The organism is Gardnerella sp. DNF01204, from assembly GCF_049244145.1.
GTDB lineage: Bacteria > Actinomycetota > Actinomycetes > Actinomycetales > Bifidobacteriaceae > Bifidobacterium > Bifidobacterium vaginale.
The window spans coordinates 66,826-92,672 of the sequence record NZ_CP058379.1 but is presented as its reverse complement, the minus strand read 5'-3'; the positions used below and the strand labels follow the sequence as shown (position 1 = coordinate 92,672).

18 protein-coding genes and 1 tRNA gene are annotated in these 25,847 nt (G+C 43.4%); 6 read left to right on the top strand and 13 right to left on the bottom strand.

All coding sequences use genetic code 11. The annotated features are described in order from the left end of the window. Nucleotides 1–177: 177 nt before the first annotated feature. The 11 genes from HXT46_RS00380 to HXT46_RS00330 all read right to left on the bottom strand — a co-directional run bounded on the left by HXT46_RS00380 (nucleotide 178) and on the right by HXT46_RS00330 (nucleotide 14,192). The gene (locus HXT46_RS00380) at nucleotides 178–1,146 is read right to left on the bottom strand and encodes a ketopantoate reductase family protein (protein WP_004137622.1); all 969 of its coding nucleotides are present in this window, start codon (nucleotides 1,144–1,146) and stop codon (nucleotides 178–180) included. Nucleotides 1,147–1,403: 257 nt separating this feature from the next. Further along, nucleotides 1,404–2,468, bottom strand: coding sequence for a ribokinase (locus HXT46_RS00375; RefSeq protein WP_004113885.1), 1,065 nt, complete (start codon nucleotides 2,466–2,468; stop codon nucleotides 1,404–1,406). A 68-nt stretch (nucleotides 2,469–2,536) separates the two neighbouring features. Then, nucleotides 2,537–2,932, bottom strand: coding sequence for a D-ribose pyranase (gene rbsD, locus HXT46_RS00370; RefSeq protein WP_004113887.1), 396 nt, complete (start codon nucleotides 2,930–2,932; stop codon nucleotides 2,537–2,539). 389 nt (nucleotides 2,933–3,321) lie between these two features. Next, nucleotides 3,322–4,260, bottom strand: a complete 939-nt coding sequence (locus HXT46_RS00365) for a D-ribose ABC transporter substrate-binding protein (RefSeq protein ID WP_019261473.1) — start codon at nucleotides 4,258–4,260, stop codon at nucleotides 3,322–3,324. Between the two features lie 298 nt (nucleotides 4,261–4,558). Further along, on the bottom strand, nucleotides 4,559–5,560 hold the full coding sequence (locus HXT46_RS00360) for an ABC transporter permease (RefSeq protein WP_004113889.1): 1,002 nt from the start codon (nucleotides 5,558–5,560) through the stop codon (nucleotides 4,559–4,561). Nucleotides 5,561–5,732: 172 nt separating this feature from the next. Beyond that, nucleotides 5,733–7,226, bottom strand: coding sequence for a sugar ABC transporter ATP-binding protein (locus HXT46_RS00355; RefSeq protein ID WP_174190721.1), 1,494 nt, complete (start codon nucleotides 7,224–7,226; stop codon nucleotides 5,733–5,735). A 262-nt stretch (nucleotides 7,227–7,488) separates the two neighbouring features. Next, nucleotides 7,489–8,499, bottom strand: coding sequence for a substrate-binding domain-containing protein (locus HXT46_RS00350; RefSeq protein WP_421786016.1), 1,011 nt, complete (start codon nucleotides 8,497–8,499; stop codon nucleotides 7,489–7,491). A 490-nt stretch (nucleotides 8,500–8,989) separates the two neighbouring features. Next, a complete protein-coding gene (locus tag HXT46_RS00345) occupies nucleotides 8,990–9,454 on the bottom strand; it encodes a nucleoside deaminase (protein ID WP_421786014.1) in 465 nt (154 codons plus the stop codon). Continuing rightward, nucleotides 9,451–10,272, bottom strand: a complete 822-nt coding sequence (locus HXT46_RS00340; RefSeq protein WP_019261475.1) for an alpha/beta hydrolase — start codon at nucleotides 10,270–10,272, stop codon at nucleotides 9,451–9,453. The genes HXT46_RS00345 and HXT46_RS00340 overlap by 4 nt, the downstream gene beginning before the upstream one ends. A 290-nt stretch (nucleotides 10,273–10,562) precedes the next feature. After that, nucleotides 10,563–11,144, bottom strand: coding sequence for a dCTP deaminase (dcd, locus tag HXT46_RS00335; RefSeq protein WP_004113895.1), 582 nt, complete (start codon nucleotides 11,142–11,144; stop codon nucleotides 10,563–10,565). A 90-nt stretch (nucleotides 11,145–11,234) separates the two neighbouring features. Beyond that, nucleotides 11,235–14,192 (bottom strand): cation-translocating P-type ATPase, encoded by a 2,958-nt coding sequence (locus HXT46_RS00330; protein ID WP_421786011.1) that lies wholly within the window; start codon nucleotides 14,190–14,192, stop codon nucleotides 11,235–11,237. 213 nt (nucleotides 14,193–14,405) lie between these two features. Between HXT46_RS00330 and rlmB the strand changes: the two genes are divergently transcribed. Both rlmB and HXT46_RS00320 read left to right on the top strand, forming a co-directional pair. Next, a complete protein-coding gene (gene rlmB, locus HXT46_RS00325; protein ID WP_065189640.1) occupies nucleotides 14,406–15,401 on the top strand; it encodes a 23S rRNA (guanosine(2251)-2'-O)-methyltransferase RlmB in 996 nt (331 codons plus the stop codon). Nucleotides 15,402–15,433: 32 nt separating this feature from the next. Then, the gene (locus HXT46_RS00320; RefSeq protein WP_421786009.1) at nucleotides 15,434–17,191 is read left to right on the top strand and encodes an ABC transporter ATP-binding protein; all 1,758 of its coding nucleotides are present in this window, start codon (nucleotides 15,434–15,436) and stop codon (nucleotides 17,189–17,191) included. A 24-nt stretch (nucleotides 17,192–17,215) separates the two neighbouring features. Here HXT46_RS00320 and HXT46_RS00315 read toward each other — a convergent pair whose 3' ends face one another. Both HXT46_RS00315 and HXT46_RS00310 read right to left on the bottom strand, forming a co-directional pair. Next, on the bottom strand, nucleotides 17,216–17,926 hold the full coding sequence (locus HXT46_RS00315) for a nitroreductase family protein (protein WP_004137757.1): 711 nt from the start codon (nucleotides 17,924–17,926) through the stop codon (nucleotides 17,216–17,218). A gap of 9 nt (nucleotides 17,927–17,935) precedes the next feature. After that, nucleotides 17,936–19,774, bottom strand: coding sequence for a S1C family serine protease (locus tag HXT46_RS00310; RefSeq protein WP_421786007.1), 1,839 nt, complete (start codon nucleotides 19,772–19,774; stop codon nucleotides 17,936–17,938). 341 nt (nucleotides 19,775–20,115) lie between these two features. On the opposite strand from HXT46_RS00310, the gene tgt reads away from it, so the two are divergent. The 4 genes from tgt to HXT46_RS00290 all read left to right on the top strand — a co-directional run bounded on the left by tgt (nucleotide 20,116) and on the right by HXT46_RS00290 (nucleotide 25,448). Further along, on the top strand, nucleotides 20,116–21,441 hold the full coding sequence (tgt, locus tag HXT46_RS00305; protein ID WP_415681498.1) for a tRNA guanosine(34) transglycosylase Tgt: 1,326 nt from the start codon (nucleotides 20,116–20,118) through the stop codon (nucleotides 21,439–21,441). 249 nt (nucleotides 21,442–21,690) lie between these two features. Next, nucleotides 21,691–21,773, top strand: a tRNA-Leu gene (locus tag HXT46_RS00300). Nucleotides 21,774–21,943: 170 nt separating this feature from the next. Further along, nucleotides 21,944–24,667, top strand: a complete 2,724-nt coding sequence (locus HXT46_RS00295; RefSeq protein ID WP_421786004.1) for a sialidase family protein — start codon at nucleotides 21,944–21,946, stop codon at nucleotides 24,665–24,667. Continuing rightward, the gene (locus HXT46_RS00290; protein WP_004137759.1) at nucleotides 24,651–25,448 is read left to right on the top strand and encodes a FadR/GntR family transcriptional regulator; all 798 of its coding nucleotides are present in this window, start codon (nucleotides 24,651–24,653) and stop codon (nucleotides 25,446–25,448) included. Before HXT46_RS00295 ends, HXT46_RS00290 begins: the two co-directional genes overlap by 17 nt. Nucleotides 25,449–25,847 lie beyond the last annotated feature (399 nt).

The window sequence follows — 25,847 nt, the reverse complement described above, 5'->3', positions numbered from 1 at the left end:
TTACAGTTTTATTTATTACAAATAATTTTATTTATTTAATAGTATTTATGATTTTAGACTCTAAATTTTATCAGCATATTAGATGTTACGCGCGGATAATAAAAAGCGGCCCGTAGTAAAAACCACGAGCCGTGTCTCCTTCTCATTCATTGTACGAATTGTAGAATGCTCTCCAAATCACTGCTGATTATGCAATTTAAATGCAAGCTCCGCCAAATGAACTCCGTGCGTTAAGAACTCGTGCGTGCGGCACACGTAATCATTTTCTCGACCAAGCTTCGCAATATAGCCATTGATATAATCAACCTCTGTTTTTCGTCCACGACTCATATCTTGATACATAGAAGGATAGTGCAAAGGATTTGCCACTCGGCTCACGTAATCAATAGCCTCCAACTCCTGCTGACGCGTATTAACCATACGAATTCCTGCACGATCGCACACGTCGTATGCCTCGTCAATAAGTTGGCGAGCCATATCCATAGCTCCTGGGTAAGAAATAAACTGACCCATTTGAATCTGATACATTGTGCACAAAGTGTTAACTACGGAATTAAAAACTACCTTCGCCATGCAAGTACCCTTGAAATCTTCCGTAATAGTAGGATTCAAGCCAGCAGCTTTAAAATCATCTCGCATAGCAAGCTCAACATCGCTCACCTGCTCATTCAACGCGCACATATTCATTGTGCCAACGCCGACTTTACCAATAAAATCAACGTCGCCCGGGCCATTCAGCACGGTTGCAATCATTGCAGTACCACCGTAAATACGATCATCCGAGAAATACTGCTGAAGCTTTTCGAAATGACCCCAACCATTCATTGCAGCGAACACAACCTGATGATCATTAAACAAATGCTTGCAACGCTCCAACATTTGAGCAAGTTGCATCTGCTTCATAAACACAATCCACACATCTGGATCGCCGTCATAATCCTCAGGGGTATACATATTGATTGGCACAAGATGACGATTTTCATGATCTCGGCTCACCATTACGCCGCCTTGCTCGCGAACTTTATTCACATTTTCATCCCAGGCATCAATGAAATCAACATGAATGCCAGCCGTTTCCTGCAACAAAACGCCATAGCGATACCCCATAGCTCCAGAACCGATCATTGCATATTTCATGCCACTCATAGTGACACCTCCTTTTAGGTAAAAATGTGCTTAGGCGAAATTCATACATACATGGAAATTCGTCGAAGCGACTGTAAATATAGTAAAAAGCAGTAAGGCTGATTGTAGTGACTAAAATCAGCCAACTGCTTTTTGGTTTTTATAGCATATTACACAGTTTTTTGAGAATGTCAAAATTTTGTATTATTTAAAATGCAATTACCAACTAATAATGCTCACAAATATGCGTATATCGCAATCACCTACAACTCAGTCACTTAAACATTAAAAAATTGACGAATTTGTTCAACTGTGCCATAAGAAGCTTGAGCGCCAAAACCAGTAGCTGCATACGCAGAAACATAAGACGCTAACGCGGCAGCTTCGTCTAAACGCATATCTACAGACAAACAAGCTAATATTGTGCCCATAAAAGCATCACCGCAGCCAGTTGTATCAACAGCTTTAACTCTCTGAGGGGAAATCATGCATACGCAATCCTCTTTTGAATAATCCAACACTACAGAGCCTTTAGAGCCAAGAGTAACTACAGCTTCATCAAAGCCAAAATCATGCATAGCGTGAGCTACATGATTCCAATCAAAAGAATACCAATCGCCATCATCTGGCTCTTCAATATTCAAAAGTTGCGCCATCTCATGCTCATTAACAAGCAAAATATCCGCAGAATCAATCAAATCTTTAGGCAACTTGTTTAAAAATGGCGAATCGTTAAGAAGCACTTTTACACCATTTTCATGCGCTAGTTGTGCGCACATAGTTACAGTTTCTAAAGGACTTTCTAAACAAAGACCAAGAACTTTTGCGCTAGTGAGAGCGGATTTTACTAACGGCGATTGAATATACTCACAATCTACTAAAGAATTAGATCCTGGAGCATACACAATAGTATTTTCCCCACTATGCGCATCTACAGTAATCACAGTTGCGCCACTCTTTTTATTTTCTACGCGACGAACACAAGTTGTATCAACTCCGGAAGATTGCAAAGAATTTAGGAGAAAATCAGCATTGGAATCATTGCCAACTGCACCAAACATTTTAACGTGTGCACCGAGTTTTGCAGCCGATACAGCTTGATTACCAGATTTTCCACCTGGCAACACGCGAATCTCGTTTCCATTAATGGTTTCTCCTGGGTTAGGAAGACGATCTGCCACAATAGTGTAATCCGCATTCATAGAGCCGACTATTGCAATAGCGTTTGAATCCGCTTTATGTGATTCTTGTATATTCTCTTGCGTAACTTTTAAATCGTTTAAGCGGAGCGACGCAATATTTTCTAATCCACTTAACGAATCAAGCTTACTATAACAATGCATTTTTCTCCTAAATCAGCAACTAATCTTTAATATTAAAAATTTATAAAAGAACACCACAATTTAGAAATTTAGAAAGGAACGCCACAGCGCAATAAAATGTTGGAATATGGCGTAGTTTCGCCTGTACGAATCACAAATTTTGCTTGTGAAACTAAAGCTTTAAAACCTTCATCGCCATCGTGTGGAACGTATGTTAGCGGCACGCCTAAGGATTCTTTTACCCACTCTTCTGGCTTTTTATTGCATGCTTCTTTAGCCATTATGCCTGATTCAAGTACCAAATCAGCTTTGATTGCATTCAGCACATCGCTAAATCGTGGAATTCCAAACACTAAAGCTAAATCTATTACTTCTACGCCTTGTGGAACTGGTAATCCGCAATCAGAAATAACAAATTGATCCTTATGCCTAAGCTTTGCCAGAGCAGCCGCTAATTGCGAGTTCAAGATGCCATGAGTTAACATTTTTCTCCTTATGATATTAAATTTTTACCTTGCATTAGTGACTATCAACAGTGATAATCGCATAATAGCAAATGCTCATCAAGCTTAAATGCTTGCTGTAATGATTGTTATAAGACTAAATATCTACTTATTTATATTTACTTATTTTAAATATTTACTTTTTATATATTTACAAATAATGCATCCAAAATAATGTGATATTAAAAACAACAAATAGTGCGGCGTTGAAAACGATGACAACATACACGTTGCATATGCAATAAAATCGTATTAATTGTTACGCTTAGCATACAAGTCAACGATTTCAACGCCATATAAATGTTGTACTACTTTTTGTACACTTTTCACACTATTTGGTTTACTACTTTTTTGTACTACTTGATTTACTATTACTCGAAATCAGCTACATTCTTTGCTGTAACTGTTTTCACAGTAATTGGCTCAGTCTTTGGAACAGTTTGCTTCTTAATAGCTTTTACAGCTGCAGCAACGGCAGAACGCCCAAGCTCCTTTGGTTGCTGAGCAATAGTGCCAGCCATTGTTCCAGCCTTAATAGCCTTCATGCCATCAGCAGTACCATCGAAGCCAACTACTTTAACATCTTTACCAGCTTTAGCACCTAATGATTGGATTGCACCTAATGCCATCTCGTCATTCTCGGCGTAAATGCCAGCTGCGTTCGGATGAGATTGCAACAAGTTGGTTGCAACGTTCAACGCCTCGGCACGATCAAAGTTAGCAGTCTGCTCCGCAACAACCTTAATATTTGGATACTTCTTAATGCGATCTTTAAAACCTTTGCCACGATCTCGCGTAGAAGCAGCACCTGGGATGCCTTGCAAAATTAGAACTTCGCCCTTTTCTCCCATGCTCTTAGCGAGCGCATCGGCAGCTTGAGCACCTCCTGCCACGTTATCGGAGGCAATGTGAGAAGTAACTTTTTCGCCAGTTACGGAACGATCCACAGAAATCACAGGCATACCAGAGCTAAGAAGTGGCGCAACGGCTGGGCCAGCAGCATCGGAATCCACAGGATTTATAATTACTGCTTTAGCACCTTGAGATTGCGCGTTTTGAGCTTGATCTTGCTGCTTAGAAGAATCGTTCTGAGCATCTGAAACCTGTAAATCAACTCCCAGCTTCTTGGCTTCCGCTTGCGCACCATCACGCAAATCCACAAAGAATGGATTATTTAGCGTAGACACTAACAGCGCAACCTTGTCGTTAGAGCTTGCATTTCCACACGCACTCATGCTGAAAACAAGAGCCGATGCTGCTGCAACAGCACAAGCGAGCTTCATACCACGGCGCATAACTAGATAATTCATCATATCTCCTTTGACTATTGCCTTATTAATCGCAAATCACAATATTTAAAACATTATTTGCATAAATAAGGCTGATGTTTTTGCCATTTATTTACCATATTGTTAAATTGTTTTCAGTTATAATTTAAATTATTTTTATTAGATTTTTGTTAGATTTCTTATTATATTTTTGCTGCATTTAGGCATTGATGCTTGCCACCATTAAGTCAATACCTTTATAAACACCCCCCTTCTAAGCAAGGAGATCAAGTTTCTACGGATTATTAATATGTCTATTAATTGCTTAGTATGCCTTATTTCAGTGAGTATCTTCCTTGCGTCGCAAAGTATCGAGGCTTACAGCAAACGCAATCACCAAGCCAATAACAACTTGCTGCCAGAAGGAAGAAACGTTCAAAATGTTCAAGCCATTACGAATAACAGCCAAAAGTATTGCGCCTACGAATGTGCCTGAAATCTTACCTTTGCCTCCAGAAAGCGATGCGCCACCAATAACCACAGACGCTATAGCATCCATCTCGTAACCGGTAGCTGCTTGAGGCTGAGCAGAATGCAAACGCCCTGCAATCACTAAACCAGCTACAGCAGCAAAAACGCCAGAAAGAATAAACACCATAATTTGAGTTTTATGAATGTTTATGCCAGAAAGACGAGATGCTTCCATATTTCCGCCAACAGCATACATTGAACGACCTGTAGTAGTGAAGTTCAAGATTATTGCGGAAATAACGCCCATAATAATCATCATCACTATTGGCATAGGGATTCCGCATATTGTTGCTCCGAAGAAATTCACCATGCCCGAAGTGGAAATAGGACGACCATCCGAAACAACCAGCGTAAGTCCACGAGCCACAGACATCATTGCCAACGTGGCAATAAACGACGGCAGCTTAAGAAAAGCATTAGCAACGCCAGAAATTAAGCCAAAAACTGCACCTGTAGCTACACCAATAATAATAGTCAATATTGGAGGTAAGCCCATAGAAGCGCCAGTGTAAGCAACAAGCATGCTAGAAATCGCAGCAACTGCACCAACCGACAAATCAATTCCAGCGGAAACGATTACGAAAGTTTGACCAAATGCCAAAATTGCTACCGTAGCAGCTTGAATGCCAACGTTGAGAATATTTACACTTGTTAAAAATGCAGGCGTAGCGCAAGAAAGCGCTGCACACAAAATAATCAAACCAATAAGTGCACCATTACGAGATGCAAACTTTTTTAACGTTGGCAAAAATCCTTTGTCGTCTGCACCATACCCTAAACGGTGAGATTTTTCGCTCTTTGTAGCACTCATAACAAATACTCCTTTAACGAGTTTCCAACAGTTCACAGCACCTATTTGCGCTTTTCAAACTGCAGAACGCAATTTTTACGTTTTACAAGTAATCTTTCAATTTTTAATTTTTCAATATGACTTCACGCCATGTTGTTTATTGTTGTTTATCGTTATTTATTGCTATTTATTCCTATTTATCTGATTCACTAAGATGCGTTACAGCAAGTTCCATAACCTTTTCCTGCGTAGCCTCGCTAGCAGCAAGTTCTCCACTGATCTTGCCGTTTGACATTACGAGAATACGATCAGACATTCCTAGAACTTCAGGTAAATCTGATGAAGCCATAAGTACTGCTCCACCGTTTTCAACGATATTGTTAATAAGCTCATAGATTTCAACGCGAGCGCCAACATCAACGCCACGAGTAGGCTCATCCAAAAGCAGCACTTTTACGTTTGCCATAGACCACTTGCCAAATACGATTTTCTGCTGATTTCCACCAGAAAGCGAACCAGCAAGCTGATCAATATTTGCCATGCGAATACGCAATTTCTCTGCAGTTTCTTCTTCATGCGCACGCTGACCTTTTAAATCTGCAAAACCAGCATGAGATGTAGGAATTAACGTAGAGATTCCAAGATTATCTGCAACAGATGCCTCCAAAATAAGACCTTGCACGCGACGATCTTCTGGCACTAATCCAAGACCTGCAGCAATGCTGCCAGCAATATTTGCTTTAGGAATCGCTTTTCCGTCTACTGAAACAGATCCCGAATCGTAAGCATCCGCTCCAAATATTGCACGAAGAACCTCAGTCCTACCAGCACCAACCAAGCCTGCAAGTCCAACGACTTCTCCAGCATGAACGCTAAAAGACACATCCTCAATAGCACCTTTTCGCGTTAATCCTTCTACTTTTAGCAGTTCCTTGCCTTGATGCCTATTCCCATGCGGGAACTGATTAGTTATATCGCGTCCAACCATTAACCTTACAAGTTCTTTTTCTGGAACATCTGCACTAACAGTGTCAACGTATTTTCCATCTCGAAGTACGGTTACTACATCTCCAACTCGCGCAATCTCGTCCAAATGGTGAGAAATAAATACCATTCCAACATTTTTAGATTTCAGATCTGCAATAATGCTGAATAATTGTTCACACTCACGCTTTGTAAGTGCTGCCGTTGGTTCGTCAAGAATAAGAATAGATGCATGTTGCATAAGCGCTTTAGCAATTTCTACCATTTGCTGACGAGCCACTCCAAGCTCTCCCATTGGCTTATCTACATCTTCTTCTAAGCCAATAACTTGCAATGCCTCTTTTGCTTTAGATCGCATAGTTGCGCGATCAACAAAACCAGCTTTGGTCGGTAGCATGCCAAGAAACAGATTTTCCATAATGGAAAGTTCAGGCACTAAATTTAACTCTTGGTGTATTACAGCAATACCTAATTTGCGCGCAGCATCTACATTAGGAATACGCACCGTTTTACCGTTAATCTCAATATGACCTTTATCTGGCTGATAAATGCCACTCATCATTTTAATAACAGTTGACTTGCCAGCACCATTTTCACCAAGTAGAACATGAACTTCACCTGGCTTTACTTTTACTGACACATTGTCAACTACAGTAGAATTACCGAATATTTTCGATACTCCTACTAATGACAGCTCCGTCATGTTTAGCCTCTTCCTTCGCTATAGCATCAATGCGCTCGCGAAATTACCATTGATTACGTCAAGTTATTGTTTGTTTAGTTACGTTTATATTGACTTGCGAATTGCGAATAAAACATTAAGTACAATGTGCAAAGTACAGAGTACGAACAATGTTCACTCAAACAATTAATACACGTACAACAAAGTTACAGTGCAATAATCAGTTGAAATACTGATAGATAAACCATTAAAGAATGACGATATTTTGCAGCTTTTTACGAATCTATGCTCGCCCTAGCGATTCGCGAGGGATATACACAGTTTCTACACGCTGCGATTTAACGTCACCATTATTCTCAAGCATATCTAAAAACAGTGCAGCACTTATGTGGCCAATACGTTGAACTTGCTGTGAAATCACAGAAATACGTGGAGTTGCTAGGCGAAACACTTCTACATCATCGAAAGAAATCAATGATATATCTTTGCCTATTACTAATCCTTCTTGAGCCATCACTTGCATTACTCGCAACGCATCTGGCGAATAGCCAATAATAAGAGCTTTCACTCCAACATTAATCATGCGATGCATTACGCTTGCACACGACGACTGGTCAAATCCTGTTGATTCTACGAATACATGCTCTTCGCCAAGTATCTCTGAAGCCACGGTTCTAAATGCTTGCTCACGTTCTTGCAACGAGGGCGAAGCAATAATTGGGCCAGAAATATAGCCAACTGAGTGAAAACCATGTTGCCGAACATCTAACAGCGCATCATGAATGCCCTTTTTTGGGTCTGAATCAACTACTGGCACGTGTTCTAAGCCGCTAGCTTGCGGTTCTACGTGGCGATCCATAAACAGCATAGGGAGTCGCTGCTCAATCAGCTTTCCCATAGCTTCAGTAACTTCGCCTTGAGGAACTATAATCGCTCCATCAATACGTTGCGAAAGAATACTTGTAATAAATGAATCTTGACGTGATGCACTTTCAGATGATGTTCCTATAAATGCACAATAGCCTGCCTCAAACAATGAGTCTTGAACAGTGTAAGCGAGTTCGGCAAAATATGCGTTACGAATATCTGGCACAAGCAGTCCTACTGTTTTTGTGCGTAACGATCGCATTGCTTGCGCGCGCGAATCTGGAATATAACCTAATTGAGCAACCGCACGCTCAACTTTTGCCTTGGTGTTTGCCGATATACGACCTGTGTTGTTTAATGCGCGAGACACAGTTGACACTGATATTCCAGCATGTTGTGCAACATCGCGAATCGTAATATACGCCATAACACCTCCCATTGGTAACACTATACAAAACTATACAAGTACAGCATTTAAGATTATTTACATTGCAATTTATATGCTCTGATTTTCTCTTGTATTCTATATTCTAAATTACGTCTTTCCATATACTCCTCTCTTTTGAGAGAATCACACTATGCATCTATGCATACGATGTTTTTACTAACCTCAATCTCACTAAGTAGCTTCATCAGCGCTGACCAAAGTCACCTATGAGATAACGTTTCCACATTCTTCCTGCTCCCATAGCAAGCCTTATGCGGTAACGTTACCGCAACTATAGCATTTAAAAAACGCAATTGCAAGATAAAAACACTAAGAAATTTATATTATTAAAATAATTATTAGTAAAATAAAATGGTTTAAAAAAAAAATAAGAGTAGATGAGATTAAATAAGAAACAATAAAAGAAGACGAAACTAGGTTATGTTAAACAATGCTAAGCAGAACTAGAAAAGACTTGAGTAAATCAAATCTACCTGCAATTCTTAAAAAAATTGCCTAAAATCTGAACACACTGCGATTCACAAACAGAACCAAAAACTTGCGGATGCGAGCCAACATGAGGATCTCGCAGAATATCCCAAACAGATCCACATGCGCCAAGTTTTGAATCCCATGCGCCAAAAACAACATGCTTTATATGTGTTTGTAAAATCGCCCCAGCGCACATAGGGCAAGGCTCCAAAGTAACAACAAGCGCACAATCGCTAAGATTCCAAGACTTTTTACCCTCTGCCGCCTGCCTAATCGCAAGAATTTCTGCATGAGAAAGAGGATCCGCGTCTCGCTCGCGAAGATTAGAGCCGCGCCCAATAATCACCCCAGAGCCGTCTACAACAACAGCGCCAACTGGAACTTCTCCACAATCGGAAGCAACTTGCGCAAGTCGCAATGCCTCTTGCATTAGCGGAACATATTCGCGCGCGCACAAAGTCACATTAGCCCCGAAGAAATATTGTGCAAAGCAAACCAAGAGCGAATATCGCCAAGTTCTTCCATGTGAACTGCATGGTCAAGCCCTCGGTAACGCTTCTCTTCCAACCACGTATGTTCCTCAAGCCAGGCTGCAGCCGCTGAAAACTCGTAAGGAGCAATAACAGCATCATCCAAACCATAACCAAAGAAAACAGGCGTATTAAGATCCGCAAGAACATCATCATTAAGAGAAATATCCTTGGCAATATTAGGAGCTACAAAGCCAGAAAGCGCAACGGCTGCACGATAACGTTCAGGGTTAAGCCTGAGAATATGAACAGCAAGAGCCGCACCCTGCGAAAAACCAAATGGCACAACAGCGCGATCTTCAGGAACGTTCGCAGCAACCCACTCGTCAATTGCAGCAGCTGCAGCATACATATCTCGATCTAAGTCATCTCCCTGAGGAACAGCATCATGGAACCAGCTGTAAGCGCCTTGATCTAATCGAAGCGGAGCGCGCAAAGAAATCGCATCATTATAAGGGGCAACAACGCGCAGCAAATCAAGCAAATCATCCTCATTGGAACCCCACCCGTGCAGAAGCAAAAGAAGAGGTCTTGTAGCGTAAGCCGACGCTTCTCCGCGAGAATACTTAGCAGCGCTTACATGCAAATCTTCGCCGAAACGTCCTGGAACAACGCTAGATTCGCGACCAGCATGGAGACCATTTGAAGCGCTTGCAGCACTGTCTTCGCTGCCAAAATCGCCATTATTGTCGTTATTGTCAAACTCGCCGTTGTCGAACTCATCTGAGATCACACCGTTATGATTAGTCATATCTACAGCATACGGCACAGCTTTGGCATTTATAACCCTTGTAATCCGAACACTGCGCTAAACGCCTAAACGCTACATAAAAATTTAACCCCGACCGTTTAAGTCGGGGTTTAAATTAAAGGAAAAAATATGAATAAGCTTTCGTGAATTACTTTTTAAGTTTTTCACTAATATTATGAAAACACATAATCCTTAGTGCTGCTAGTACGTTAGCTGATAAGTTCCTGAAAGTTTACTACTTTTCCCCTGATTTTTCTTAAAAATCAAGACTAATCAAATCTTAATCAAGACTAATCTTCCAAATTTGCGCGATAGAAGTTCTCATAAGACCTAGACGGTGTTGGACCACGCTGACCTTGATAGTGAGATCCGTTAACAGAAGATCCGTAAGGATTTTCGCAAGGAGAACTCAGCTTGAAGAAGCACATTTGACCAATCTTCATACCTGGCCACAATTTAACCGGCAAAGTACTAACATTTGAAAGCTCCAAGGTGATATGACCTTCAAAACCTGGATCAATAAAGCCAGCCGTAGAATGAGTTAAAATTCCAAGACGACCAAGAGAGCTTTTACCTTCTAAGCGCGCCGCAATCGTAGAATCCAACTTCACATACTCCCAAGTGGAACCAAGAGCAAACTCGCCAGGATGCAAAATCCAAGGTTCATCAGGGGCAACCGCAAACTGCTCAGTCAACTCCCCCTGATTTTCTGCAGGATCCACGTAGGTGTAAGCGTGATTATTAAACAATCGGAAGAATCGGTCGAGCCGCACATCAATCGACGCAGGCTGTACCATTTCTGGGGTCCATGGGGTCAAATCAATATGACCCTCGTCATGAGCTTTGAGGATGTCGCGATCAGACAACAGCATAACGTCAAATCTCCTTGCGATAAAACTTCATAAAACAAACACTTAAATACACTAATATGCCAAGTGTAGCGCGTGCCGCGGTCGAAAATATTAGGCAGAAATCGCAACAGCAGCTGCAGACTTCTTGTGAGCCATAAAGCGCAAAACGCACTTTCTTAGCTCCGAAGCAATAAGCACAACCATTGAAAGTCCAAGGCATTCAACCCACTCCATAAAGTCGAGTGGAACTGTGCCAAACGGACCATTAAGGAATGGTATATAAATTACAGCAAGCTGCAACACTACGGAAACTGCGATTGCACCCCAAAGCCAGCGATTTGCAAACAAGCCAACAAACACGCTTTGCAAATGCGAGCGAGAAGCCAAAGCATTAAGCATTTGAGCAAACATAAGAATAGTGAAGCCCATTGTGCGCGCGTGAGTCATTTGAGCTGCATGAGTTAAAACAGTTGTGGAGCGGTCTGTAAACAATCCGCCAGCCAAATGCATGTCCATACCAATCAGCGTTATAGCTGCCATGATCACACCAATAAACACAATATCTCCCCACATTGGCTTATCGATAACGCTATCTGTAAGCCTTCGCGGACGCCTATTCATAACATCGTCAGTTTGCGGATCAACGCCCATTGCGAGCGCAGGAGCAGCGTCCGTAAGCAAATTAATCCAAAGCAATTGAGTTGCAAGAAGAGGCAAAGTCACGCCAACAGAGTTTGGCTGCGTAATTCCCAAAGCACCAGCAAACACTACACCACCAAACACGGTGAACACTTCGCCAACATTGGAACTAAGCAAATATCTCAAGAATTTACGAATATTGTCGAAAATTCCGCGACCTTCGCGCACTGCTGCAACGATTGTAGAGAAGTTATCGTCAGCCAAAATCATCTTGGCAGATTCTTTAGTGACTTCCGTACCCGTAATGCCCATTGCAACGCCAATATCTGCCGACTTTACAGCAGGAGCATCGTTTACACCGTCGCCAGTCATAGCAACAATATTGCCCTGCCTTTGAAGCGAGGAAACAATCGCAAGCTTGTGTTCTGGAGCAACGCGCGCGTACACGCTCACTTTGCTAATCGCATCGTCGAAAGCAATATTGTCGTCGTCTCTAGAAAGTAACTCGTCAAGCTCATCGCCTGTAAGCGCATGCTCATCTTTTCCAATAATGCCAAGGTCGCGAGCGATTCGAGCAGCAGTAAGCGGATGATCGCCAGTAATCATAACAGTTCGAATTCCAGCACGATGCGCTTGAGCAACGCTATCTCGAACTTCGATTCTAGGAGGATCAATAATCGCGACCATGCCGTTCCAAATCAAATCAGACTCCAAAACATCACTTTGTTCAGCAACGTCTGCGATTTGGCCGGCAGCGTTAGAAACCATGCCGTCAACTTTAGCTAAACTATCTACGCCAAGTGGCCTATACGCCATTGCAAGAGTGCGATACGCTTCTCCAGATAGCTTTTCCACGTTTGCAAGAATTTCTTCGCGATCTCCGTCTGTAAGAGGACGAACAGCGCCAGCAACTGCGATTCGCGTGCAATAAGAAAGCAAAACATCTGGAGCACCTTTTGCACAAACAATAAGATTCCCAGAATCCGACCCGTCTTTAACAACAACAGACATGCGTTTGCGCTCAGAAGTAAACGGCACTTCCGCAACGCGACTAAGATGCGCGTAACGCTTGTCCGCCTTGGTTTTGCGCGCCGCAACAATAAGAGAAACCTCAGTAGGGTCGCCAACTGGCTGCCATGCGTCAGACGATTCATTATGGTGCAAATCGCCATCGTTTGCTAAATACCCAGATCCGAGCGCGCCAATCACCTCTGTTGCTAGAGCTGGAGGAACCGCCAAATCCGCATCTAAAGAATCAAGCAAAACCATTCGTCCTTCTGGTTTATACCCACTACCCGTAAGCTGTACTTGGCCACTAGGCGTTATAACACGCTCAACAGTCATCTCGTTTCGAGTTAAAGTACCCGTTTTGTCGGAGCAAATAACAGATGCGGAGCCAAGCGTTTCTACAGACGAAAGCTTTTTAACAACAGCATGATGCTTTACCATGCGCTGCACGCCAAGCGCAAGAACAACCGTTAAAATAGCAGCCAAGCCTTCTGGAACAGCAGCAACAGCAAGAGAAACGGAAAGAAGCAAAGAATCTATAACATCTTCAATAGTGCGGAATCCTTCAAGCGCCCACATAGACGCAAGCACAACGGCTGCAATAATACACACTGCGATTCCAAGAACCTTAGATACGCGAACCATCTCCTTCTCGAGAGGAGTGGCTTCTTCTTGCGCGCTAGAAAGCATGTCTGCGATTTTTCCAACCTGAGTTTTCATGCCAGTAGAAGTGACTATTGCGCGACCAGTGCCTTGCGTTACGGCAGTGCCATTAAACACCATGTTTGTGCGGTCTGCCAAAGATTTTGGCGAAGCTAGAGTTTCTGGACGCTTGCTAACAGCAACAGATTCTCCTGTAAGGCTTGCTTCCGCAACGCGCAAAGAAGCGGCTGCAATAAGCCTTGCGTCTGCAGAAACAGCATCGCCTTCGCCGAGAACCAAAATATCTCCAGGCACAACATCCGCCGTATCTATGCGCATAACTCGCCCATCTCTAAGAACAGACGTTTGCGGAGCGCTCATTTTTGCCAGCGCTTCAACTGCTTCTTGCGCGCGCGACTCTTGAATATAGCCCAAAACTGCGTTTGCTATAAGAATCACGATTATAACTATTGAGTCAAACGGCAGAACTTCGCCGCCACTTTCGCCACCATGTTGTGCGCGCTCAACAAACCATGCGATTGCGGAAATAATAGTAGCCGCTATAAGCAAGTAAACAAGCGGATCTTTAAATTGTTCGAGGAACCTCTTCCACGCTGGTGTTTTAGGAGCGCTAGCTAAAACGTTCGGGCCAAATTGCGCGAGCCTTTTAGCCGCCTCATCACTACTTAAACCCGTAGAAACGTTTACATTAAGCGAATTTGCAACATTTTGCACGTCTTGCAATGACGGATCTTTGGATTGATCGCTTTGATCAACCATATTTTCCCCCTTGGGAGCGCCGCGGAGTAGTCAATAATCAAAATTTTTACGCAAAATTGACTCAAAATCTTGATTATTGCGCGGTTGTGGATTATTGCAATAACAATAATTAAGTACCGTTCTATTATGCCACATAAAGCGCCAAATACTAATGCCTCGCTAATGCAGCACCAAAGCATCGTCAATGCCTCGGGGGCATGTGAAAATAAGAATATGGCTATGAAAAAAGGACCGACCAAGGGATCGGGTGGAAAACATCGTAATGCATTGCGCGGCAAGGGACCTACTCCTAAAGCAGAGGACCGCGTGTATCATAAGGCTTATTTCGCTAAAAAGGCTGCGATTAAGCGCACGTTTGCAGATCCGCGTTTGGCAGCTAGACGCAGAGTAGATAAGTTGGGCACAGATAGCGACGAGTTGGTAATTGGGCGAAATGCAGCTCTTGAAGCTTTGCGCGTAGGCGTTCCTAGCACGCAACTTTATGTTGCAAATCGCATTGAGCATGACGATCGCACGCGCGAAATCGTTAAGCTTGCTGGCATGCAAGGATTGCGACTTTTGGAAGCGGATCGCTTGGAAATGGATCGCATTGCTCACAGCACCAATCATCAAGGCATTATATTAAAAGTGCAGCCTTATCAATATTATTCGCTGCAAGAGCTTGTTGACCGCGCAGAAAAGAAGTCTCGCGCTATGGAGGCGGCGGATTCTGCAGCCGCTCGCATTAACGCACGCCCATTGTTTATAGCACTAGATGGAGTTACCGATCCACAAAATCTTGGTGCTGTTATTCGATCCGCAGCCGCTTTTGGCGCAAATGGCGTAATCTTGCCTGAGCGCAGAAGCGCATCTGTTACAGCTGCCGCTTGGAAGGTTTCTGCAGGCGCAGCAGCACATTTGCCTGTTGCTAGAGTTGTGAATTTAAACAAGGCGATTCAAGGTTTGCGCGAGCGCGGATGGTATGCGATTGGTCTTGACGGTGGCGGCGACAAGCTTGTTGGCGAGACTGGTTTTGAAACCGATCCGCTTGTCGTAGTTCTTGGAAGCGAGGGCAAGGGCATGAGTCGCCTAACGCGTGAAGCTTGCGATGCTATTGCTGGAATCCCAATTTCTAGCGCTGTCGAATCGCTTAACGCATCCGTTGCAGCTGGAATCAGCTTGTATGCTGTTGCTAACGCTCGCAGGCTTTCCGCCTTGAGTCAAAATTAGTAATTAGCATTGCGAATTAAGAGTTAACACTCATGCGGATTTTTAAGCCACGCAATTTACAAGATTCACATAACGCGCGCACATTGGCTTTATTATTAGCTTTTGTTTTATACATTGCGATTATTGCAATCGTAATGTGTTTCCACGAACCTTGGTTTGACGAAGCTCAAAGCTGGCTGATTGCGCGCGACTCGTCGCTTGCAGACATTATTAGCGTTAGACCCCATTACGAGGGTCACCCTCCTTTTTGGAATCTTTTGCTTGCGATTGCAGCTAAAAATAGCGTTCCATACGAGTTTGGAATTAAGGGTATTCAACTGGTTTGCGCAAGCCTACTGGGTGCGTGGCTTATTTTTAAGTCGCCTTTTAAAAGCGCAAGCAGCCTTGCAACTTTTCTTATTCCGTTTACTTATTTTGCTTGCTTCCAGTACGGTGTTACATCGCGACCATACGCTTTGCTTTGCTTAAGCTTGCTAGTAGCGGCACATTATTGGAATAGTGCGGATTCTAAGACTTCTAGCGCTTGCAAACTTGCGATTAGTCTTATGTTTATGTGCTTGCTTAGCGTGTATGGGATTGCATTTGCTGCAGGCTTTACAATTGCTTGGATTTGGCGAGTTTTTAGCAAGAATATTAGCAAAACTCTTAATTTTAGCTCCATTCTTCACGCGATTAAAGCAACAATCGCATCAAATTGGGCGCGACTTATATCTTGGGGATTAATCGCCATTTTTGGCGCTGCAAACCTTGCTCTTGCATGGCCAGCAAAAAACGCATTCGCCACTCGCGCAACGATTGATGGCAATTCAACAATTGCAAAATGCTTCGCTTTTATATTCGTAATGCCTTCCGAAAGCATGTTTACAAGCTTTTATGGCGATATTTCAATGCGAAGAATGCCTTTTGACTTTTTGCCAATCACAATATGCACGATTTTTAGTCTTGCGATTTGGGCATTTGCAATTAGAATCGCCAAGCGCAGAAAACTTCTTACAGTTCTTGTAATCCCTTATCTTGTCCTTACAATCGTAGCCGTTCGCTATTTTACGCTTCACCACGCAGGTCTAATCTTTGTGTTTCTGCTAAGCATACTTTGGATTAGTCACATCAAAGAGCCGCTTAGTACAAAAGATATTCCTGCGATTTTTATTAAAGTCGCCATTTTTACAAAATCTGCACTAGCTAAAATAAAGCCGACTAATCTTTATCAAAATAAAACAAAAATTACCGAAAACAAAGCTTTTAAAATCAACCTACTAATATCAATAATCCTTGCACCAAGCCTAATTTGGAACGCGTTTGCTTGCGTAAACGACATTCTGTTTGACTATTCGCCTTCTAGAGCTGTAGCACAATACATATCTAGTAATCACTTGCAAAATAAGCGTTTTGTAGCATCTTGGCTCCATAACGACGAGCAGGTTGACGAAAGTGGAAAAGTTATTTCTCACGAAGAAAACGACACTCACCAATATTCGTGGCTTTTAATAGGCGCAAACCCTTATTTTTCTAAAAATCTTATAGATTGCGCTTACAAAAACAAGACTTTTATAACGAATGAAAGCCCTACTGCAAGCCAGCAAGCACAAGAGTTGACGGATTGTGCTGCAAAGGGCGAGCCAGAATTTTTTGTTAGCGAATCCAGCCAGCCGTGGTACTACTTCTTGGCTTTAAACTACAACATTTCGCATTACAATGCGCACGCTGTTTCCAACGTTAAAACGTCTTGGAAGGCTCTTGTTTGGGAAAGCACGTCTACTATTTACGAGCGCAAAGCGCATATAAAATAGGCAAAAACAATTGTTTCGCAATCGCTAAAGCAGCTCAATCTTTGGATGCTCTGCTCTAAACTCGTTTGTGTGCGAATCGCTAGCATACCCAAGCGCAAATCCAGTTAAAAGATCCATGTTTTCTGGAACGTCAAACTCCGCGTCTAGCGGATCTCGCCAGGTCGCCAAAACTCCAAGCGGACAAGAGTCAACGCCTAAATCTTTAGCAGCAAGAAACAGCGTTTGTAGCATAAGACCTGCATCCATTGCAGCAAATGGCATAAAATCGCGTCTAGCTAAAACAAAGCCAATAACGGGTGCTCCAAAAGCTTCGAAATTTCTGCGCGTATGGGCGTTCCTGGCTGCAAAATCGTGCCTTTCGATTCCTAAATGCGAATATAACGCTAGACCGAGTTTAGCGCTTCGCTGTTTTAAATCGTCGGGGTACGGCTTTGCAACAGGAACGTCGCCATTAGGCGCTGACTCTTGAGCAAACTGAGCGCGCTCAGATTCGCTCAAACTCTTATCTTTGGCTTTAAGCATTGCATTGCACTTATCTAAATAAGCTTTCACAATGTTGTCTTTTTTGCCACCTTGCGCAATCGCAAGCGCGTAAGCTCTTGTGTTGCTCCAGCTTGGCGCAAGAGAAGCAGTGTGCAATATTGACTCTAAAACGTTTTGCTCAATCGGCTTGTTTAAAAAGTCGCGTGCAGAAAACCGCTCCGATGCAAGTTGGCAAAAATCTTTGTAAGTCATACTATCAGTTTACCAGAAACCGAATGGGTCAAAAATGCCACCATCGTCAGAATCGTCGTCTCCGCCTCGAGGGAGCTGATCCAAAGGATCGTCATCTCCATCTGAAGAATCGCCTCCATTGTTGTTCTGGCTCTTCTTATCGGAAGAATCAGGTTTTTTACTTCCGCGCTTCCTCAAGGATCGAGGGTCTTGACGAGTTGCACCATTAACAGCAGCTTCTTCCTGGTTAAACTTGACTGTTAGATTGACAGTTCCGTTACCACGAACAACCGTTATTGTTGCCTTATCTCCCAAAGCGGTAGCGCGCACAAATCCCAAAAGCGAATAATTGCTTGTCACAGGCTTTCCATTAAACGCCACGATTGTATCTCCAGCACGCATTCCGCCTTTTGCTGCAGGAGCGCCAGGAGTTACAGACGCCACTTGAGCGCCGCCGCGCGTAATGTTATTTTGCGTTACGTTCACGCTTTTAACCATAATTCCAAGAGCAACGTGCTTTACAGAACCATTCTTAATAATCTCGTTTACTACGCGCTTAACAAGATTAGACGGAATAGCAAATCCAATTCCAATAGACCCTGCTGTGCCACCTCTAGCAGAAGTTGCGGCAATAGAAGAATTAATACCGATTACTTTTCCAGCAGCATCAAAAGTTGGTCCGCCAGAATTACCAGGATTGATTGCAGCGTCAATTTGCACAGCATTTGTTACGATTTCCGAACGACTCTGATCATCCATAACGGAAACTGGGCGATTAAGCGCGGAAACAATGCCTGTTGTAGCAGTATCGTCGTAACCAAGAGGATTTCCAATTGCCATCACAGGTTCTCCAACAGCAAGAGCATCAGAATCAGCAAACTCAACTGGCTTTACGTTACTTGGTAAACCGTCTACTTTAAGCACAGCCAAATCGGTAGTTTTATCGGTTCCAACAAGCTTTGCCTTGTAAATCTGGCCATTAGATAGCGTTACTTGCAACTGTTGCATTCCAGCAATAACGTGATTGTTTGTAACAACATGACCTTGCTTGTCGATTATTGCCCCAGAGCCTTTGCTCATATTCTTGTCATTGCGCGCCTGAATAGACACAACGCCGCCAGAAACGTTTTTAGCAACCGAACGCCAATCTGGAGATTGACCACCTTTTACTACTGCTGTTCCTTTTGAAGATGATTGTGTGCCTACATCTGCAAGCGTTCCCGAACCTGGAATAGAAATTAGTCCTTGAGTAATAGCGAATGACATTACAACAACGCATACCACTGCAGAAATAATTGACGATACAATCGCCACTGTTATATTTGAGTTTTCTCTGGACTCTTTTCTAGCGCCACGCTTTTTGTACACTACATGTGGACCCTGATTTGGATTCTGATTTGAACCCTGATTTACGACCTGTACTTCGCCATGAACTGCATCATCCTGATTATCGCCAGCATCGCCAGCAGCAGCATCATCGCCAGCAGCATCATCACTCAAATCATAAGGATTCCCAAATCTAGAATTTTTAATATTGCCGCTATAGGGATCACCATAAGGCAAGAATGGATTATCCAAATTGTCATCCGAACGCGCATAATCTCCGTTAACTGTGTTTCTTGACGATTCTTCACCATCATTAGCAGTAGAGTCGCCAGCAACCGAAGAGTTTGCAGAATTATTTTCATCACTTCCGTCGCCAGTATTAACAGGACCATATGCACCATATTCCGGAGCAGGACGATAAATCTGAGGTTCACCCTGACCAGTCTGCTTAGTCTCCTCCGTCTGTGACTGTCCTTGTGAAGACTGCTCAGATTGCACTTCACTAGAATCATAGGCCTTAGAATCATAAATATCGTCAGCCATTAATCCTCCTTAAATCTTTTAACACAACATACTCTAATCTGATTACACGCATTCATACAAGTTAATATGAGATTTTTACGCGCTTTAATCTTTCTACACGCAAATAAAGCGTAAGTTAAAATCTAAGATTTAATTTTCTTACAATATGAGTTAAACGTTTTGCTCTTAAAATTACCTGAATATTTAGCCATATAATGCCGTATAAATACCATATAGTTACCGTATGAATACCGTAAAATTAGCTAGCGGTTTTTATAGAAAATACATAAACACGTAAAATTTAACGAACGGTTGCTGGCGACTTTTCCGCGTACAATGCCACAACTTATGCGCGTATCGTCATGCCTTCTAATAGAGTAAAAGGTATGACTAATCTTATTGAACACCCACGCGGAGCAGAGCCTGGTAAGCCTGGAGATCGCAATGAATTCTCGTTTACAACAAAAACGCGTTTGGAAAATACGGCGGACGGCAAGGGACGTGACGGCGCAAGATACGGGCGAACTGGCGTAATTCGCACACCTCATGGAGATATTCACACGCCTGCTTTTGTGCCTGTTGCAACTCAAGCCGCAATGAAGGCCGTGCTGCCAGAGTCAATAAAAGACTTGGGCGGCCAATGCATGCTTTCTAACGCATTCCACTTATATGAGCGCCCTGGTGAAGACATTTTAGACGAAGCTGGCGGTCTTGCAAAGTTTATGAACTGGGATGGCCCAACTTTTACGGATTCTGGTGGATTCCAAGTGCTTTCGCTTGGCGCTGGTTTTAAGAAAACTCTTGCAATGGACGTTACAGGCATGAAGTCCGACGATGTTATTGCAGAAGGTAAAGAGCGCATGGCATTCGTTGACGAGGATGGCGTAACGTTTAAGTCCCCTCTAAACGGCTCAATTCACCGATTTAGCGCAGAAATCTCAATGGGTATTCAACACAAGCTTGGCGCAGATATTATGTTTGCTTTCGATGAGCTTACAACTCTTATGAACACTCGCCGCTACCAGGAGGAATCCGTTGAGCGCACTTTCCGCTGGGCTAAGCGTTGTGTTGCCGAACACAAGCGATTAACCGAGGCACGATTAGGAAAGCCATATCAGGCGCTGTATGGAGTAGTTCAGGGAGCGAATTACGAGGATTTGCGTAGGCACGCGGCAGAGCAGATTGCTTCGCTCGACTTTGACGGCGTCGGAATTGGCGGCGCAATTGAAAAGCGCATTATTGGAGACACTTGCGCTTGGATCTGCGATGCTATGCCAGAAAATCGCCCTCGCCACGTGCTTGGAATCGCTGCTGTAGACGACATTTTTGCTTGCGTAGAAAACGGCGGCGATACGTTTGATTGCGTGGCGCCTGCGCGATGCGGCAGAAACGGCGCGATTTTTACTCGCCACGGACGATACAACGTGAAGCGCGCGGAATTTAAGCACGATCAGGGTCCGCTTGAAGCTGGATGCGATTGCTACACTTGCACGCATTATTCGCGCATGTATGTTAGTCATTTGCTGCGCGCTAAAGAGATGAACGGATACACGCTTGCTACGATTCACAACGAGCGATTCTTTGTTAAGCTTCTAGACGACATTCGCGCGTCGATTGACGGCGGATATTTTGAAGAGTTCAGAGATGAATCGTTAGCCCATTATTATGAGAATGGGTCGCGCGGATAATTTCTCTGGAGTTGCACGGTTTCCTACTTAACGTTGCGAGAGGGCTGGGTGTTTCTGCGTTCGCGCGGTCTAAGCGCGCTCACGCCTTCGCTTGCGTTGAAAGCACACTGTGCTTTCAACTTTGAGCAAGCTCAGCGCTCCGAATTGCCTTCTCGCGCTACGCTCTAAGCTCGAAGGCAGGTCGTCGCGCAACACACTAGGTGTATATTTGCTAAACGGCTGCAAATATGGTAGCTTTGTGGTCTGTATGCGAACGTGGCGGAATGGTAGACGCGCTGTCTTCAGGTGGCAGTGAGTGTATACTCGTGCGGGTTCAAGTCCCGCCGTTCGCACTCTTTAAGAACGTTGATTTTTCAACGTTCTTTTTTATTTTGTGACATCATCTTACAACAGTTGCGCGTTTGCTTAAAAATATGTGATAGACTAAATAAGTAGATGTCGTAAGACGTCAGACGTGTTAAAACATAGTGGTTTTAATTTTTCTGGTCATGGAGGACTAAAAATGGAACGCCGTTCAACGAAGACGACGAGCCTTATTGAAGATATCGCGTATATCGAGGGTTCGAAGCAGACGCGATTCAGCCATGCCACAATAAAAATTACGCCATCTAGCGAAAACAAAAAATATAGCGAAAACGCATCATGCCTCAATCGCAAAGATAAAAACGAGGAAATAAATCAAAACGAAGGAATAATAGGGTTTAAATTTGTAGCAAATTCGGATTGTGATTTATTAGATATTAAGCCCGCGCAAAAGTCGGAAGCTTCTGCACAACAAGAGCACACAACTCCAATAATAAAAATAAGTATTAAAGAAGACGCTCCCCTGCTTAGTGCACAAAATCTTTTAGAAGATAGCGCCGACGCAAACGGTGCGAAAGAAATTGCGCTACACATGGAAGATGCCGTAAATATAGGCAACGGGCGCGAACACGATTTTGCAATAACGTACGGAAGTTTTGGGAGCCGATTCTATTTAGACGGATACCAATGTTTTGCAAGCGCAACAAATCTTGGGCCGCAAAGAGTGAGCACAAAAGAGGCTGAAGCAAGCCCATCGTTGGAAAAATCTTCGCGAATCTACGATTTTTATTACTCAAGTCACTTGCCGAATCCAGAAGAAATTGCGAATTCGTCCACTCAAGCACAGCCAGACATATGTTTTGCAGGACCTACGATTTGCGCAAGAGACATAAAACGCGTATCTTGCAAGTCGAGCGGAACTTTGCACATTCAATTTAGATTGCGAGGCCCTGGCCAACATGGAGTTCTTTTTGCTGCTGGAACTGTTGGAACAAAAACTAATCTAGAATCTAGCGAAAAAATAAGCGTGTATGCAGGACCAGAAGGCATAAAAATCACGCTAATCGACGACGAAACGTGTGTAAAGAGCGTAATCGAAGCAGCCGCAAGCGTTGACGACGGCGAATGGCACGACTTGATTATTCGCGCAAATCGCGGAGCAACCGACATTTACGTAGACGGATACAGCCAGTCGCACAACATAGGACAATTCTGGTTTGCAAACATAACAGGATTAAACGCAGTGAGTATAGGCGAAGACTTGCGCGGAGTGCGATTAATGGGAGAAGCCAGAACAGGCGGAATCTACTTTAGCGCACTAACCGAAGGCCAAATCCAAAGAATATCAAGAGTAAAGCCACTTGTAACAACTGCATTATTCGATACGGGATATGCACAATCTCGCAGTTACAGAATACCGTCTCTTGTAAAAACGCGCACGGGAACGCTAATCGCAGGAGCAGACCAGCGAACAAGCGTTTCAAACGACGCTCCAAACCACATAAACTTTGTGATTCGCAGATCCACAGATGGCGGAAAAACGTGGGGTCCTTTGCAAACGGTAATCAACATGCCTGGCAAAAACCTTGGAAAACTGGGCGCGAGCGCAATCGACTCCTGCCCCATTTTAGATCCAGCGGGAAAAAGCGAAAGAATTAACTTATTAATAGACCTTAATCCTAGCGGAATTGGATTAACAAATTGCAAAACCGCTGTAGGCGTTGACGCGTGCGGAAGAATCAAGCTGGAAGATCTCTTTGGTATACACTACTCTGCAGCAATGGATGGAAGCGCAGCCGTAAAATTGCCATGCGATTCTAGCGAAAAAGAATGCGCAACAAAGTGGCTAGTTTTCCCAGACGGAAGCATAAAAAATTGCGATTCGCACAATGACTTACGCAATAACTCGCACAGTAATCAAACTTGCGACAGTTCCACGTGGAACATATGGAAATCGCAAGAAATTGCAAGCGAAAGTCAGCCATTATTTGCCGAAAAGACGTGTTATATAGCGCAAATCTACTCGGACGACGACGGCAAAACATGGAGTGCGCCACGCTTAATCGATCACATGGTTAAGGAGCCATGGATGAGCTTCGCTGGAGTATGCCCAGGGAACGGAATAGTTATTAGGCACAGCGAGAAACATTACGGCAGAATACTCGTGCCATTCTATTGCAGCGGCCAAAGCAAATCGCACTACTCTTCGGGAGCACTTATTTCGGACGACGACGGCAAAACATGGAGCCGAGGCAAAATGATTAACGAAGGGCGATCGATCAACGGAAAAATCGTAGATCCTGCAACAATGCAAGACGACGATGCCACAAGCTCCGAAACCGTGTTTGCTGAGCGCAAAAATGGCGATATTCTGGCTTTCTTCCGCAATCAAAATCGCTCGGGATGTGTAGGCAAAGCCATTAGTCATGATTGCGGAGAAACTTGGAGCGAGCTAATTTTTGACACAAGTTTGCCAGAGATATTCAGCCAGCCGAGCGCAACCTGTTTTAACAGCAAAAATGCAGACAACGCAGACTGCATAGCATTTGCAAACGCAAGCCAAATGATGCCTTATCGCGGTCGCGGAGTTGTGAGATTTAGCTACGACGGCGGAAAAACATGGGCAAAAAACGTGTGCATAAACCCATTCCACCACGTTTATCAATGCCTTAGCTCTAGCAATAAACGAACTTTGCAACTACTGTGGGAAAGAGAGACTACTGGAATTTATATAACAGCAATAGATTCCAATCTTTGGAAGCAGGATAATTTACAAATAGATTTTAAAAGCAATGCAAAAAGTTTAAACAATACAGACTTAGATTGTATAAAAAATAAAATAAACACAAGTGAAAAAATGAAAGATTTAGAAGAAGGAAGCCTTACGCGAACTGAAAGGAGCCAACATGGAAGAGACATTTAGCAGCCATGAAGACGACGAGATGACAACACTAGATCGTTTATCTTTCTTACAGGCAAGCTCAAACTCAAACTCCGCTCCAATCACAGCCAGAAAACGCTGCGATGAAACAATGGATGCAATCAGGTCGCTTATCTTAAGAGAACGCTTGCAGCCAAAAGATATGCTGCCAACAGAACCAATGCTTTGCAACTTGATTGGTGCATCAAGGTCATCTGTGCGCGAGGCGATTCGCAAGCTGGAAGCGCTTAATATTGTGGAAGTTAAGCAAGGGAAAGGCATGTTTGTTGGCTCATTATCGCTTGACCCAATGGTGGAAACACTCGCTTTTCGCTCCTTAATCTCAATAAATAAGAATTTTGAAGATTTAAGCGATGTTGTAGAAATGCGAAAATTCCTAGACCTTGGATGCGCGGATAAGGTGGTTGAGTCACTTAAAGGAACACAGCAGCCAGAATTGGAGGCGCTTTCGGAAATAATGACCAAAGAAGCACATGCTGGAAAAACGTTCTTGGAACAAGACATTGCTTTCCACACTGGTATTTTGCGCGCGGTAAACAATACGATTGCAGAGCAATTCGTGCGATGCTTGTGGCTTGTGCATATGGCGGTTTTGCCACAATTGGGGTTGGAAGTTTCAGACGAGCTTGAAAAAACCGCTAGAGCGCACGAGCTTATGCTAAAAACGGCTATTGCGGGAGACGCAGATGGATATAGACAGGCGGTAAACGACCATTACGAGCCAATTCAGTCTATTTTGCTTAATAGACTGCATAAGCACTAAATCGCATAATTTTCTTACGAATCGACTTGCATGAGCGCTGTGACTTAGCTTGGTGTTGCGCGATTTTCCTATTTAGCGTTGCGCGAGGGCTGGGTGTTTCTTGTCTCACAACGCTCTGCCTATTACGTGTAGTCTAGAGTTGCGGTTGTTCCGATTTGGCTTTGATTTCGTTTTTTGGGTTGAAGTTTATTTGTAGTGGTTGATAATTTGGATTATTTGGTATCGGCTGCCGCTCTTATACTGTTCGACCAAGAATCACCCAGCCCTCTTACATTCTTGAACAATTGCGTATTGCTTAATCGCTGAGATTCTCGATTTTTCTTGCTACTTCAGCGAATCACCATCAAAGATGCTGAGGTTCGCTTCATTCGCTGCGAAAAATCTCGAATCTCTACCTAG

Excerpts from the sequence above, each read along its gene's own strand:
- HXT46_RS00380 (WP_004137622.1), bottom strand. The coding sequence starts at position 1,146 with ATGAGTGGCATGAAATATGCAATGATCGGTTCTGGAGCTATGGGGTAT.
- HXT46_RS00375 (WP_004113885.1), bottom strand. The coding sequence starts at position 2,468 with ATGCATTGTTATAGTAAGCTTGATTCGTTAAGTGGATTAGAAAATATT.
- rbsD (WP_004113887.1), bottom strand. The coding sequence starts at position 2,932 with ATGTTAACTCATGGCATCTTGAACTCGCAATTAGCGGCTGCTCTGGCA.
- HXT46_RS00365 (WP_019261473.1), bottom strand. The coding sequence starts at position 4,260 with ATGAATTATCTAGTTATGCGCCGTGGTATGAAGCTCGCTTGTGCTGTT.
- HXT46_RS00360 (WP_004113889.1), bottom strand. The coding sequence starts at position 5,560 with ATGAGTGCTACAAAGAGCGAAAAATCTCACCGTTTAGGGTATGGTGCA.
- HXT46_RS00355 (WP_174190721.1), bottom strand. The coding sequence starts at position 7,226 with ATGACGGAGCTGTCATTAGTAGGAGTATCGAAAATATTCGGTAATTCT.
- HXT46_RS00350 (WP_421786016.1), bottom strand. The coding sequence starts at position 8,499 with ATGGCGTATATTACGATTCGCGATGTTGCACAACATGCTGGAATATCA.
- HXT46_RS00340 (WP_019261475.1), bottom strand. The coding sequence starts at position 10,272 with ATGACTAATCATAACGGTGTGATCTCAGATGAGTTCGACAACGGCGAG.
- dcd (WP_004113895.1), bottom strand. The coding sequence starts at position 11,144 with ATGCTGTTGTCTGATCGCGACATCCTCAAAGCTCATGACGAGGGTCAT.
- HXT46_RS00330 (WP_421786011.1), bottom strand. The coding sequence starts at position 14,192 with ATGGTTGATCAAAGCGATCAATCCAAAGATCCGTCATTGCAAGACGTG.
- rlmB (WP_065189640.1), top strand. The coding sequence starts at position 14,406 with ATGGCTATGAAAAAAGGACCGACCAAGGGATCGGGTGGAAAACATCGT.
- HXT46_RS00320 (WP_421786009.1), top strand. The coding sequence starts at position 15,434 with ATGCGGATTTTTAAGCCACGCAATTTACAAGATTCACATAACGCGCGC.
- HXT46_RS00315 (WP_004137757.1), bottom strand. The coding sequence starts at position 17,926 with ATGACTTACAAAGATTTTTGCCAACTTGCATCGGAGCGGTTTTCTGCA.
- HXT46_RS00310 (WP_421786007.1), bottom strand. The coding sequence starts at position 19,774 with ATGGCTGACGATATTTATGATTCTAAGGCCTATGATTCTAGTGAAGTG.
- tgt (WP_415681498.1), top strand. The coding sequence starts at position 20,116 with ATGCCTTCTAATAGAGTAAAAGGTATGACTAATCTTATTGAACACCCA.
- HXT46_RS00295 (WP_421786004.1), top strand. The coding sequence starts at position 21,944 with ATGGAACGCCGTTCAACGAAGACGACGAGCCTTATTGAAGATATCGCG.
- HXT46_RS00290 (WP_004137759.1), top strand. The coding sequence starts at position 24,651 with ATGGAAGAGACATTTAGCAGCCATGAAGACGACGAGATGACAACACTA.